At 58.0% G+C, this 12,972-nt stretch carries 11 protein-coding genes; 2 read left to right on the top strand and 9 right to left on the bottom strand.

Going from position 1 to position 12,972, the window contains the following annotated elements; genetic code table 11:
• Window positions 1-231 precede the first annotated feature (231 nt).
• Window positions 232-1,509, bottom strand: a complete 1,278-nt coding sequence (locus QP981_RS10735; RefSeq protein ID WP_284858000.1) for an MFS transporter — start codon at window positions 1,507-1,509, stop codon at window positions 232-234.
• A gap of 261 nt (window positions 1,510-1,770) precedes the next feature.
• Between QP981_RS10735 and QP981_RS10730 the strand changes: the two genes are divergently transcribed.
• A complete protein-coding gene (locus QP981_RS10730; RefSeq protein WP_284857999.1) occupies window positions 1,771-3,339 on the top strand; it encodes an NYN domain-containing protein in 1,569 nt (522 codons plus the stop codon).
• Between the two features lie 181 nt (window positions 3,340-3,520).
• On the opposite strand, the gene QP981_RS10725 is transcribed toward QP981_RS10730, so the two are convergent.
• Complete coding sequence (locus QP981_RS10725; protein WP_070643196.1) at window positions 3,521-4,357, bottom strand: PspA/IM30 family protein; 837 nt, start codon at window positions 4,355-4,357, stop codon at window positions 3,521-3,523.
• A 161-nt stretch (window positions 4,358-4,518) separates the two neighbouring features.
• Here QP981_RS10725 and QP981_RS10720 point away from each other — a divergent pair, with 161 nt between their 5' ends.
• Complete coding sequence (locus QP981_RS10720; RefSeq protein ID WP_070643195.1) at window positions 4,519-5,820, top strand: serine hydrolase; 1,302 nt, start codon at window positions 4,519-4,521, stop codon at window positions 5,818-5,820.
• A gap of 105 nt (window positions 5,821-5,925) precedes the next feature.
• On the opposite strand, the gene trxA is transcribed toward QP981_RS10720, so the two are convergent.
• The 7 genes from trxA to rpsF form a co-directional block, all read right to left on the bottom strand.
• Complete coding sequence (gene trxA, locus QP981_RS10715) at window positions 5,926-6,306, bottom strand: thioredoxin (RefSeq protein WP_016421700.1); 381 nt, start codon at window positions 6,304-6,306, stop codon at window positions 5,926-5,928.
• A 142-nt stretch (window positions 6,307-6,448) separates the two neighbouring features.
• Window positions 6,449-7,297, bottom strand: a complete 849-nt coding sequence (locus QP981_RS10710) for a fumarylacetoacetate hydrolase family protein (protein ID WP_016421701.1) — start codon at window positions 7,295-7,297, stop codon at window positions 6,449-6,451.
• A gap of 89 nt (window positions 7,298-7,386) precedes the next feature.
• Window positions 7,387-8,583: an acyltransferase family protein gene (locus tag QP981_RS10705; protein ID WP_049170073.1), complete on the bottom strand. Its 1,197-nt coding sequence runs from the start codon at window positions 8,581-8,583 to the stop codon at window positions 7,387-7,389.
• 142 nt (window positions 8,584-8,725) lie between these two features.
• Complete coding sequence (gene dnaB, locus QP981_RS10700; protein ID WP_284857998.1) at window positions 8,726-10,318, bottom strand: replicative DNA helicase; 1,593 nt, start codon at window positions 10,316-10,318, stop codon at window positions 8,726-8,728.
• A gap of 735 nt (window positions 10,319-11,053) precedes the next feature.
• On the bottom strand, window positions 11,054-11,506 hold the full coding sequence (rplI, locus tag QP981_RS10695) for a 50S ribosomal protein L9 (RefSeq protein ID WP_005511982.1): 453 nt from the start codon (window positions 11,504-11,506) through the stop codon (window positions 11,054-11,056).
• A 100-nt stretch (window positions 11,507-11,606) separates the two neighbouring features.
• Window positions 11,607-12,173 carry a single-stranded DNA-binding protein gene (locus tag QP981_RS10690; protein ID WP_005511984.1) on the bottom strand — a complete coding sequence of 189 codons (567 nt, stop codon included), beginning with the start codon at window positions 12,171-12,173 and terminating at the stop codon, window positions 11,607-11,609.
• Window positions 12,174-12,294: 121 nt separating this feature from the next.
• The gene (gene rpsF / locus QP981_RS10685) at window positions 12,295-12,582 is read right to left on the bottom strand and encodes a 30S ribosomal protein S6 (protein ID WP_005511978.1); all 288 of its coding nucleotides are present in this window, start codon (window positions 12,580-12,582) and stop codon (window positions 12,295-12,297) included.
• Between the last annotated feature and the right edge of the window lie 390 nt (window positions 12,583-12,972).

Below are 12,972 nucleotides of genomic sequence, written 5' to 3'. Positions count from 1 at the left end.
ACCAACGACTCCCAGCGGCTAACCGCACGAAAACATTTCCCCCACATCAGCCAGCCAAACACATAAACTGCCTGGCCGCGCTGACCTCCGAATACATTACACACATGCCCCTATTTAAGCGAATCCGCTGGTAGAACCTGGAAAACGAATCACTTTAGTTAACCCTGTACGCCAGATTTGAGCCTTCCTACGGCTCGGGCGCTACTTTTCAGCAACTCAGCAATCGACCAATTACTTAGTCAGAGCCGCCTTGTCACCTGCGAGTCGTCGCCAAGCAGTGGCAGACGCGACCCCCATCAGCGCACCCGCACCCAGAAACACGCTGCCTGCACCCATCGCGGTAGCACCCAAACCAGCAACCGGCGGCAGGATGACCTGCGCCAAGCGGTTACCCATCAGTCGGATGGATAGCGCCTGAGCGCGCACCTCGGCATCCACCAGGGAGCTCACCCACGTCATTGACATGGGCATGACAAAACCCCACGCCAAGCCACAGATACCAACCGCGACAACCATCAGCCACGCACTCTGTAGCCACGGCATTGCCAAAAGCGGCAGGACACCGGCACAAACTGCAATGATAAGGACTCGATTGCGATTAGCTCGGTGCAAAACAGTCGGCATGAGGGCTCGGGAAATAATCGCGAGGCCACTACGCGCACCAAGGATTGCCGTCACCTCGGCAACACTAAAGCCCAGTTCGCGTCCCAGCACCGGCACATATGCCGTCAACAGGTCAATGGCTACGATGACCGCAATTGATACAGCCATGGCGCTGGACATGCCGTCGATACGCAGGATGCTTAGGACCGATGCGCCGCTGGCTTCGGCCTGCGCCGGCCGCCTCTTGTCCATCCGGCTGCGGTCGCTAACAGTCGACGCCGGGGATTGCTCAGTTGAGCTAGCAGCTTGCACTTCGGCGGCTGCATTCGCTTCGTGCCGTCGATAAGCAGTTGCGACCGGCCAGCCGATGATCAGGGCGACCGCGCCGATTCCCGTCATCGCCCAGAGCGCAGAAGTGGTGGCGGTCATGGCGCTGCCGTCGTGGTTAGGAGTGAGCAGACCTGCACCGACGATGCCGAGGAACTGCCCGACGGAAATTCCGAGCGTGAAATAAGCAAAGAGGCTATCGAGCCCGGCGACGCCGCCACGCAGGTGTGAAACCATGCCTTGAGCGGCGATGAGCGTGGTCATGTGGGCAAACCCCAGGGCGACGTAGCCGAGCAGAAGAATAGGTAGGTTCGGCGAGAGCGCCATTACTGCTGCCGCGATGACGGTGGCGACGAGACCGGAGTACATGACTTCGGTGGCGCGATGACTGTCGACAAGCTTGCCGGCGGGAAGCGCAATAATAAGAGGTACAAGTGAAAATGCGGCAGTGAACCAGCCGACGGTGGCGGCGGAACCGCCAAAATCGAGGACTCGCCAAGAAAGCAGCACGCGACCGCCGTTGAAAACCGCTTGTCCCAACACAGTAATGAGAACCAATAGGCCGAACCAGCGTCTCATACCTGTTTGTAACTCCCCTTCTCCTGTGTGGTCGTACTCTTCGCGGGGCGATTTCTTTGCACGTCAATACCTAAATTGATCGGTGCCTTCTCGTCGACTCGCACTCCTGCCAACCCGCGAAGAGCGGTCAAAGTGATGCGGCTTATTAAGAATAGTCCCTGAAGTTAAACATGTTTAGCGCATAGAATGAATTATTCGGGCATCCTTGTCGATGTAACCGGTTTGCTTATTTAGTTAATAAAGAATCAGGAATTAGGAGCCATGCTTGAACGCACATTGGTGTTCGTCGATACGTCATATTTATTGGCGAGCTTTTACAACTCGTGGGAAACCGGAGCCCGCGGGCAATTAGAAATCGACCTTAGAGAAGTAGTTAGCGTCCTTGACCGAATGATTAACCAGCAGCTGAACCAGCCAGTTCAGCGGCAACTTTGGTACGACGGCATCCCGGAGTCGGGGCCGCATCGTTACCAGCGCTCACTGCGCACGATCGATGGTGTGCAGCTGCGCGCAGGTCAACTCATTGAATGGGGTGACCGACGGACGCAGAAGGCCGTCGATACTCGGCTCGTCGCAGACATGGTTGTCGCCGGCCTGCGCAACCAAGTTTCCGATATCGTGCTGGTCTCGGGCGATGCGGACATGCTGCCCGGCGTCGCCGAGGCTTCGGCTGCCGGTGTGCGCGTGCATCTCTACGGCTTCGGCTGGGACTCCATGTCCGGTGCACTTCGCCATGCCTGCGATTCGACGACAATCCTCGATCCCCGCGAGGACTTCGCCGACGCCATGCAGCTCAATGTCCTCGAAGGCCCAATCCCACCGGTCGTCCGCACGAATAAGCCGCTGGGCGATGCCGAACCAATCGAAGATCTCGGCGCTACCTGCGTGCCGGATACGCGCATCACTCCTCCGGGCGAGGGCTCGCTTGACGACGGCACGGAGAACACTCCCTCCGCCGCCGACGGTGACGCTGCTTCGCCGGAGGCCGGAACTCCGGAGGTTCCGCAGGACCAGCGCGTTGTGCCATCCCCCACGGCTGACAGCGACTCCGACTGTCGCAGCGAAGACAATGCCGCAGCCACGCCGACGGCCAAGGCCGACTCGCCGAAGTTCAACGAGGTCGAGCACGCGGCCAAGATGGGTGCCCGGGAAATCCCGGCGCAGGCTGAGCACCGCGCTGAGGTAGAGCGCACCGGCGGTTCGGAAGCTACACGGGTGGATTCCGCTGCTTCGGGCGTTTCGGCTGCCTCGCCAACACAGCAAACGCAGCCAGCGCAGCCTTCTCCAGCGACCATGCCCGGCGCGACAGTCAACACTGGCAGTGGGGCTGGTAACGACACTGCGAACAACACCGGAGCCGAGCATGCAGGCGCGTCTGCCTCCGATTCCGCATCGTCGACTGCAGTTGGAGGCGAGGAGTCGGCGACGGAGCCGTCGACAAGCGAAGACGGTGCCAACACGAGTGCGCCGAAACCAAGTCCGCGGCCGAATCCTTCGATGATGGCGCCAAGGAGGAAGCTGCGTAGTCGATACGTGCCCCTGCCGAACGAGGTGTGGGCATCCGCGGGTTTTCAGACGCCGTTCGATGTGGGACAGCAGTACGCGAACTGGTGGTACGAGAATATTGCAAACGAGCAGGCGCGCGATAGTGCCCACTTGCTCTCAGGTGGTGGGCTGCCGCCGGACATTGATCGTCCGCTGCTGCAGTTTGCGTGCGAAACCCTGCACGAATACACGCTGACGGAGACGCAGCGCGTCAATCTGCGCGATGGTTTCCACGCCGGTATCCGCGGAGTGCTGCTCGCGCGGAAGAACGGCGAATTGGAGTAGTAGCGCGCCTCACGGATTCAGCAGTTTCGGTGGCTTCAGCACTGCTGGCGCTACTGTCGCTGCTGGCGCTGCTGGTGCGAGAAAGTGTCGGGGTTTATGTCAGTTTAGGGTGGTTTTTCCCGCTCAAACTGACATAAACCCCGACACTTTCTTGTTGGCGATTGTTGGCAACTGGTGAACGCTACTTCGCTTCGTCTGCGTCCGTTGTGGTGTCCTCGACAGCCTCGGCGGACTCGGCGGACTCCAGCTCGCCGGCGTTATCCTTCGCGGCAGAACCGGATTCGAGAGCAGCGTTTTCATTACTCATCTGGGCACGAATTTCGGCCAGACGCATGTCAGCAGCGGCATCGCGAGTCGAAGTCTCGATCTCAGCCATGCGACCTGCCTGTGAGGATTCCGCGAGCTCCTGAGCGCCCAACGCATTGGCGTAGCGGCCTTCAATCTTCTCACGGACCGAATCCAAAGTCGGCACATTCGGATCCTCGGAAATACCCTGCATGCTCTGGAGAGTCTTCGACGCGGTCTCTTGCATCTTGGCCTGATCGGCCTGCGACTCCAGCTTGCGGATATCCTGCTTAATCTGCTCGTAGCGAGCCTGCGACTGCTGCGCCTGACGCTGTGCCTCCTCAGCAGCAGATACGGCCTGCTGGTGGAGCTGCGTAGTATTTTCCAGCTCCTTTTCAACATTCACCAGCTGGGTGGCAAACACCTCAGCAGTGCTTTCCATCTTCTGTGCAGTGGCCTCATCGCCCTTGGCACGAGCTTGATCCGCATTGGCGAGTGCCTGCCGGGTGTTCTCGGTAATCTTGTCACGCTCAGAGGTCAACCGCCCCAGCTGCATTTCCAGCTGATTGCGGTTGCCGATGATAGCCGCAGCCTGACGCTGAATCTCCTGATGGCGCTGACGCTCGGCCTCAGCTGCCTGTGCAATCTGAACCTTAGGATCCGCATTGTCCTCGATCTTCTTATCGAACGAAGACATCATGTACTTCCAGCCCTTGGCAAATGGATTAGCCATGCAAATCCAACCTTCCTCAACATATGCGGAATAACTAATCGGAACCGAGAAGATTCCATCTCTTAAAAAATTGTACGTGAGCTAGCTCGCTCTCTCTCGGCAAACGGAAAGAGCTGGTTACCGACAAGCAAGACTCCCCCAGAGTTGTAAACTCTCTAAACATGGTTCATTGCCCTCAACGCGCGTACCGCGGACTGGCCGCGAGTCTCGCCGCGGTAATTACTCTGTCAGCAACTGCGCCGCTGGCTAACGCGACAGTCACCGCAACTGCTGACTCCACCGATACCGGTGCATTTTCGCAGGTAGTCGTAGCAGCTCCATCGTCAACGGAGCCGGCTAAGCCCTCCGACGCAAAAACCAAGAAGACCACCGAAAAGCCAGCTGAAAAGGCTCCCGAGAAGAGCACAGGGCGAACCGCAGAGAAGTCGGCGGAACAGTCGGCTGAGAAGTCGACCGAGAAAACCTCTTCACCGACATCGGAAACGTCCTCGACGGAGCCGTCGGAAAGCACTGTGAAAAGTGAGCCGAAGGAGTTTCCCCCACTTGTGCCAGGGGCGAAGACCCAGTGGGGCCTTGGCGTGCAAACTCGTCTCGACGAAGTGACCGAGAACTTCGATGCTAAGGGCGGCATGCTCGGCATGGGCATTCTGGATCGCCAGACCGGTGAGTTCATCTGCAACTCACACTGTGATGATGTTTTTCGCCTCGCCAGCCTGATGAAGGTATTCGTCGCCGACGTTGTGGCCTATTCCAACTACACGCAGCCGAAGAAGGGCGAGATCGTCGCTGGCGAGGGCGATATGCCGGTTGAGGGCAACCCCGACGCCATGCTGCGCGACGACATGATTCGATACTCCAACAACGAAGCAACTGACGAGCTGTGGGATTCCTACGGCGGTGTACGCATCGTTGACAATGTCCGACAGCGCTACGGCCTCTCGGATAAGACTGTCGGCTCACCTATGTGGGGAGCCACCACCAGTACGCCAGCCGACATGGTTGCCTACTTTGACCGGATGCTGAGCGAAGAAGGCGGGCTGAGCGACACGGAGACCAAATACATGCGTCAGCTGATGTACTCACTGCCGCGCTACTCCTACGGCGATGCAGACCAGAACTTCGGTCTGCGTGCAGCGCTACCGAAGGAAACGATTGCCAACAAGTCCGGTTGGTACGAAGAGCAGCACACCACTGCCGGATTCCTTGGCGACGATGACCGTTACGCTATCGCGGTTCTGGGCAAAAACCTGACCGCCAACGAACTCACCGAAGCTGTCAAGCACGTGTTCCCAGACGGGCAGGTTCTGCCAACAGGTGAGAAGGAGACAAAGCACGCCCGCACCAGCGCACCACTGTCGATTGAGGAGGACTCAAACAAAGTCGCTCCAGCCCTGTGGGCGCTAGTAGCAGCACTCGCTGGCTTTGGTATTGGCTGGCTCATTCGTGGCCAGCGCGCGGACTAGATACAAAAAGCCCCCCGCGCGCTTGAGGGCTAGTTCAGGCGCGGGGGCTTACGCGGAAGTGCTCCAAGTCGGAAAACGCACAGTATGCGGGCTGAACCGCAGAGTTTACTCGGTAGCGCTATCCTGTGCGGCCTGCTCGGCAATTTGCGCACGGACATCATCCATGTTCAGCTCCGAAGCCTGGCCAACCAGATCGCTCAGGGCGGCCTCCGGCAGCACACCAGAGTGCTGGAACAGCAGGATTCCCTCGCGGAAAACAAACAGCGTCGGAATCGACTGAATGCCCAGGGCTGCCGAAACCTCCTGGTTGGCATCGGTGTCCAGCTTTGCGAACACTACCTCTGAGTGCTTCTCGGAAGCCTTCTCATAAATCGGGGCGAACTGGCGGCACGGACCGCACCAGGATGCCCAGGCATCAACGAGCACGATGTCGTTGTTCTGAATAGTCTCAGCGAAAGTCTCGTTCGTAATATCAACAGTTGCCATGGGTCTAACTCCTCTTACTCTTTAACGTCGTGTTCTAACTTCACGTTCTTTACGTAGGTTTTTACCCGTTAGTCTCCCACAACGCACGCGGGGGTCGATTCATTCCCGCCGGGTTCGCGGGAACGTCGTAAAGCGGCGCGTGCTAGTGGTTGATGCGGACAGTGTTGGCTTGTTTACCCAGGCCATCGATGGTGATGACCATTTCCTGACCATCCTGAAGGTAGGTCTGCGGGCTCATGCCGTGGCCAACACCCGCCGGCGTTCCCGTGGAGATGACATCGCCCGGGTTCAGCTGCACGAACTGTGAGATGTAGGCGATCAACTTCGCCGGGGAGAAAACAAGGTCCGCAATCGGTGCATCCTGGCGCAGCTCCCCGTCGACGTATGTGCGCACCCGCGCGGAGTCCGCATCGAAAGCATCGGCCGTGAGCATCCACGGCCCGAAAGCACTGGCGCGCTGCAACGTCTTCCCCTGTAGCCACTGCGCGGTAGCGTACTGGAAATCGCGCTGAGTGAAGTCATTCATAATCGCGTACCCAGCGATAGCGTCCTGTGCCTGCTCCTCCGACACCCGCAGGCAGGTCTCGCCGACGATAACCGCGAGCTCGCCTTCGTAATCGAGCTTCTCCGCGCAGGCCTCCGGCACTCGGATATCATCCTTCGCACCGGCGACGGCATCGGCAAACTTCGCGAATAACGTTGGCACCTCGGGGCGCTGGTGCCCCATCTCGTCGATGTGCGCGGCATAGTTCAAGCCGACGCAGACGATTTTGCCCGGCCGCGTAATCAGCGGTGCGAACGCCCACGCGCTCTCCGCCATGACGTTGTCAGGGTTGTTCCCCGCCTCCGCCAAGAGTTCTTCCGCTTCACGACGCCACGTTGGCCGCGCTAACACATCTCCGAGACAGTGGTCATCAAAAAGGACCGCTACGCCGTCGCCGAGAACAGCGGCGCGGGTTGCACCCTGGTATCGCAACGTTGCTAGACGCATGGCTTTCTCATTTCTTCATGGCTATTCTCTGTGTCACTTCTGCCGCCTGATCGGCTCCCGGTTCCACGCTACCGCCTTGTTGAGCTGAATTAGGAAGCAGGTTCGCTCTTAGGCTGCCGCGGAGCCTCGCCTTCAGGCAGGGAAGAAGGATTCTGACTGCGCTGAAGGGCACGCTGCCCCGGCGTAGTCATGCGCACTACCCACACAGGACGGACAAAGAGCCACCCGGCACCGATGGCAAGCAGCAACCTGTGCAGACCAAGACACAGCATCGCCGCAATGATAGTCACCAGCGGCGTCATGATGACCAAATGTGGGTCCTTCGGCAGAATGAGGTCACAAATAATCATGACCACAACCAACATTGGAATGTGCATGAGGAAGATAGGCAGCGTTCGGCCGCCAACCTTTTCAAAAGGCACAACTAGGCGAGTGTTCTGCAGCATCGCCATAATATTGATTGCAGCCAGTGCGCCAGTGGTGGACAGGTACACGCGGGTGAAGCCGACGTTGCCTTCGTTAAAGCTCGAGTAGGTCGCCTGCACCCAGATCGCCACCGACAGAAACGCCGTCAGCGTCACTAGTAGTGCGAGACCACTGCGACGCTGTGCCATCCGGAAGATCCAGGGCGCGCCGTACATGCCCAGCACGTAGAAGAACAGCATTTTGCTGACAAAGTCCCACGACCAGCTGGACGAGGCAAAAGGCGCCCATGCACTAATGAGGCCTGTAACGATGAGCTGAATCACCGGATGTACCCAGCGGAATGCTCGTGTGAGAATTGCGAACAGCGCCAGCGCCCACAGGAACCATAGGTAGGAAGTTGGTTCGATGATCGCGTGAAGCGTGTTGTAAATTCGCGGCCCCCACGCGCTATGGTCTGTAATCGGCGCCGGAGACACTATGCCATCGGCATCCACGTGCGTATACGGCATGAGGAAAAGCACGAAGTCACGCAGTGGAACCCAAATCACGTAGAGATAGACCATCACCCAGATTCGGCGATTGGCTAACTTATGCCACGACTCCTTGAGTGCCTTGCCGGCAAAGAGACCAGATAGCAGGAAAAACAGCGGCATACGGATTGGTCCGAGGAAGAAGTTAATCCCCGCCCACTGCGCCGTGTAGTAACCGTGCGCTTGCAGCTCTGTGATGGCATGGCCAAGCACAACTAAAAGAATGCACAGCCCCTTAGCCGCATCTACCCAACCGACGCGCTGTTTCGGCGCACTCTTCTGCCTTTTCGCTTTGGCCTCCGCTGCCACGGGAGCGGCAGTTGGTGACATAGTGCTTCCCCGCTTCCCGACGACTCCGCGTAACCCTCAAAACCTTCAAAACCATCAACGCACGAAAACTCGCCCCATTGACTGTCACTCACCTTACCTAGCCCCCCGGATTGCACTAATTCTGGGTGGCTAGGCCAGGCACCTAGAGAGAACCGCTGGGCTCCTCCGCTAGGTTGGCGAACCTGGAGTAGTGCAGCTGGTGGGCCACAGCAATGCTTCCGGTCGGTCCACCACGGTGCTTTGCGACGATAATATCCGCCTCACCAGCACGTTCATGGTCAGCCTCCTGCGAGTCCGGCCGGTAAATTAGCATGACGATATCGGCATCCTGCTCCAGCGAACCCGACTCACGCAGGTCCGAGACCTGTGGCTTCTTATCTGTGCGAGCTTCCGGACCACGGTTCAGCTGCGAAATTGCAATCAGCGGTACCTCGAGTTCCTTCGCCAACAACTTGAGCTGACGGGAGAACTCCGAGACCTCTTGCTGCCTGGACTCGACTTTTTTACCCGAGCTCATCAGCTGCAGGTAGTCGACCACAATCATCTTCAGATCGTGCTTCTGCTTCAGCTGACGTGCCTTCGCGCGAATTTCCATCATGGTCAGGTTCGGCGAGTCATCAATAAACAGCGGAGCATCCCGAATCTTGTCGCCGACCTCGACCAGCTTTGTCCAGTCCCGCTCATCCAGGTCACCGGAGCGCAAAGATGCCATGTTGATTTTCGCCTCTGCGGACATGATGCGCATCATGATTTCGTTGCGCGACATTTCCAACGAGAAAATTGCGCTGGTCATGCCGTTGCGAATCGATGCCGAACGCATGAAGTCCATCGCCAGCGTGGACTTACCCACACCCGGACGAGCCGCAATAATCACCATCTGACCTGGGTGAAGGCCGTTCGTCAGCTTGTCCAGGTTGGTAATCCCCGTCGGCACACCCTGCGCCAGACCGCCGTTTTGGGTAATAAGATCCAGTTCCTCCAGCGTGTCATCCAGGACATCGGCGATGGGAACGTAGTCATTCTTCGTGTTCTCACGTCCAACGCTGAAGATGAGCTGCTGCGCCTCATCCACCAGCTGCTCCGGCTCCGTGTCCTCCGCGCCCGCATAGCCGATCTGGGCGATCTTCGTGCCGGCCTCGACCAGGCGACGGATTGTCGCCTTCTCCGCAACAATGCGGGCATAGAACTGCGCATTCGCCGCCGTTGGAACCAGGGAGGCCAAGGTGTGCAGGTACAGCGGACCACCGATACGCTCCAGGTCTCCAGTTCGATCCAGACGACCTGCCAGCAAAATAGGGTCAATTTCCGAGGACTCACCGTAGAGGTGCAAAATCGCCGAGTAAATCGTCTGGTGCGCTGGCCGGTAGAAATCCTCCGGCGTCAGCTGCTCGTACACATCCGCAACGACCTCTGAGTTCAGCAGCATCGCGCCGAGCACACTCTGCTCCGCCTCGATATTGTGCGGCGGCGTGCGCTCAAAAGTCGCGCCCGCGACCGCACTCGCACGAGCGCCACGACCACGGTCTCGCTCCCAGCCCCGCGCCCCAGATCCGCTTGCCGACGATCCGTTGCCCGAGCTCTGAGAGAAGGAATACTCCTCCGGTGGCGCATCCTCTACCGGCGGTTCCGGGGGCAGCGGAACGTCATCGAAGGAATCATCGTGGGAATTTACCGAGTAGGAGGACGCCTCGTCCCCTGCTCCGGAATGACCACCATCACCTACAGGCTGACTCATCGTGAGCAGCTCCTCCCCTTCTGGACCACTTAGGTGCCTTTTCAACCCTGTTGCTGACTGACCGTCACACTCAATATGTCTGTTCCGACCGCCAGCACTGGACACCTGACTACCTACCGCAGTTATACCTGTTCGAGCGGATTGACGGACCTGTAAAAGTACCCTTGAAGGCCCCGGAAAACAATCTTCTACGGTGTTTATCCCCGAAGTTATCCACAGCACCTGTGGACAAGCCTGGGGAGAACATGTGCACAATCAAGAAAAGTCCAGGTGAACGGTCCGTAACCCTAAACCGCCGCTTGAATGTTAACGGGGGTAGCGGAGTTTCAACCCGGAAATATTCTATCTACGCAGGTCAGTGCGTATTTGCCTTAATTCTGCACAAATGTAATCCTCTGTTACCTCGTTAGCATCGATGCTGCTCATGCGGAGATTATTAACGATAAATTAATAAAAATCTCGCGCTCTCCAGAAAAGTTATCCACGGCAGCCAGGCAAGTTACCCACAGGTTTATCCACAGCAATCATCGTTAGCCTGTGGACAAGTCGTAGACGCTCTTTCCAACACCTGCGTAAAAGGCTTTAAACCAGCCTTAAACCACGAAAAGCCCCGACCTTTCACTACGAAAGATCAGAGCTTCACGTGTGCTGTTGTCATTGGGCCTCAGAGCCCGCGCAGTCTTTAAACGCGGTGCTCGTCAGCCGCCGTCAAAGTAAAAACTCTAAACCGCGAACTTACGCGGCGACGACCTGTACGGAAACATGCGCGGTAATCTGCGGGTGCAGCGCGATGTCAACGGTGTGCTTACCAAGGGACTTGATCTGGCTCGGAGCAAGCACGACTGCGCGCTTGTCGATAGCCTGACCGGAAGCCTTACGAACTGCATCGGCGATGTCACCCTTGGTGACAGAACCGAACAGCTTGCCATTTTCCGAAGCCTTCACAGCAACGGAGACGTTGTCGAGCGAATCAATCTTCTGCTTGACTTCACGTGCATGGTCGAGGTCGCGGATAGCGCGAGCCTCCTGGGCACGACGAATGCCCTCGATCTGCTTTTCTGCGCCGCGGGTGGCAACAATTGCCAGTCCGCGAGGAAGCAGGTAGTTACGTCCGTAGCCGGCCTTGACCTCAACGATGTCGCCTGCGACACCGAGCTTGTCAACGTCGGCGGTGAGGATCAGCTTCATGATCCCTGCCTTTCGCTGGATATGTCTTTAAAAGATTATGAGAATTGTGGATGCTAAATCTGCTGCAAACTAGTCACGTAGTGCCGTGGCTGCAAGGAGCTTAGAACGGAGGCTCATCGCCGCCGAAGCCGCCACCGGCCGGAGGAGCTGAGTTCCACGGATCTTCCGCAGGGGCTCCGCCACCAAAACCGCGATCGCTCTGTCCACCCTGGTTGCCCTGGTTTCCACCAAAGCCACCGCCGAAACCACCGCCGGCATTTCCACCCTGGCCGCGGTTGCCGCCGCCAAAGTTTCCACCGCCGTTGCGTGGAGTGCGCGTGACCTGAGCTCGAGCGAACTTCAGGGACGGACCCACCTCATCGACCTCAACCTCAAAGACGGTACGACGCTCGCCCTCGCGGGTCTCGTAGCTGCGCTGGCGCAGACGACCCTGGACGATGACGCGCATGCCCTTGGAGAGACTTTCGACAGCGTTCTCCGCTGCCTCACGCCACAGGCTGCAAGTGAGGAACATGCCCTCGCCGTCAACCCACTGGCCATCCCGGTACACCCGCGGAGTCGACGCGACGCGGAAATTCGCCACGGCGGTGCCGTTCTGGGTGTACTTAAGCTCCGGATCAGCAACCAAGTTGCCAACCACTGTGATTTGTACGTCTCCCTGAGCCATGCTTCTTCTCCTCGGTTGTATTCTGTCGAGCTGATGATGGGGCTTTCGCCCGCTATCCTACGGCTTTCGCATTACCGGTGTGCCCCATTCGAGCACTCTGGCTACGCAAATATGACGCAGATTAACGATCAACCCGCAGCACCTTGGTGCGCAGGATGCTGTCGTTCAGATTCAGACGACGGTCGAGTTCCAGCACGGTTGCGGACTCGCAGGTGAGGTCGACGACAACGTAGATGCCGTCTTCCTTCTTCTCGATCGGGTAGGCGAGGTGGCGCTTACCCCAGATGTCCACCTTCTCCACCTTGCCGTTCTCCTTGCGGACAACGTCGAGGTACTTCTCCAGGGACGGGCCTACGGTGCGCTCATCCTGAGACGGATCGATAATAATCATTACTTCGTAGTGACGCACGGACCTCATCACCTCCTATGGTCTAGTTCTTGTATTTCGGCTACACAGCGTGGTGCGCTGGCACTGTCTTTCATGCCAACCGCTATGCAGCAGGAGGATCGTTGCGTCAAGCAACCCTGCCAGGGTACCGCAGGCAGAGGTATATGTCCTAATCGCAGGCGCCATCGGCAAGCAGTACTGGCAAGCGGTGTCAGGGCGCCGAATAGAAAGAGACGCACACAGAGCTATGAACTGCTCCCCATTAGTTGGACTGAGAAATCAGTTACCGACTAGTGGGGAGCAGTTGTCATTGAGAGCACAAAGTTCGCTGAGCGAATATCAGCGCGAGCAATTGGTTGAACTATTTGAGCAGGGCATGGGCTATAGAGCCGCTGCTAATGCTCTGGGTGT

Source organism: Corynebacterium sp. MSK047 (assembly GCF_030232285.1).
Taxonomy (GTDB): Bacteria; Actinomycetota; Actinomycetes; order Mycobacteriales; family Mycobacteriaceae; genus Corynebacterium; species Corynebacterium jeikeium_D.
This window is presented reverse-complemented; position numbering and strand designations above follow the sequence as displayed.

Coding starts and splice junctions, on each gene's coding strand:
- QP981_RS10735 (WP_284858000.1), bottom strand. CDS start 1,509: ATGAGACGCTGGTTCGGCCTATTGGTTCTCATTACTGTGTTGGGACAA.
- QP981_RS10730 (WP_284857999.1), top strand. CDS start 1,771: ATGCTTGAACGCACATTGGTGTTCGTCGATACGTCATATTTATTGGCG.
- QP981_RS10725 (WP_070643196.1), bottom strand. CDS start 4,357: ATGGCTAATCCATTTGCCAAGGGCTGGAAGTACATGATGTCTTCGTTC.
- QP981_RS10720 (WP_070643195.1), top strand. CDS start 4,519: ATGGTTCATTGCCCTCAACGCGCGTACCGCGGACTGGCCGCGAGTCTC.
- trxA (WP_016421700.1), bottom strand. CDS start 6,306: ATGGCAACTGTTGATATTACGAACGAGACTTTCGCTGAGACTATTCAG.
- QP981_RS10710 (WP_016421701.1), bottom strand. CDS start 7,297: ATGCGTCTAGCAACGTTGCGATACCAGGGTGCAACCCGCGCCGCTGTT.
- QP981_RS10705 (WP_049170073.1), bottom strand. CDS start 8,583: ATGTCACCAACTGCCGCTCCCGTGGCAGCGGAGGCCAAAGCGAAAAGG.
- dnaB (WP_284857998.1), bottom strand. CDS start 10,318: ATGAGTCAGCCTGTAGGTGATGGTGGTCATTCCGGAGCAGGGGACGAG.
- rplI (WP_005511982.1), bottom strand. CDS start 11,506: ATGAAGCTGATCCTCACCGCCGACGTTGACAAGCTCGGTGTCGCAGGC.
- QP981_RS10690 (WP_005511984.1), bottom strand. CDS start 12,173: ATGGCTCAGGGAGACGTACAAATCACAGTGGTTGGCAACTTGGTTGCT.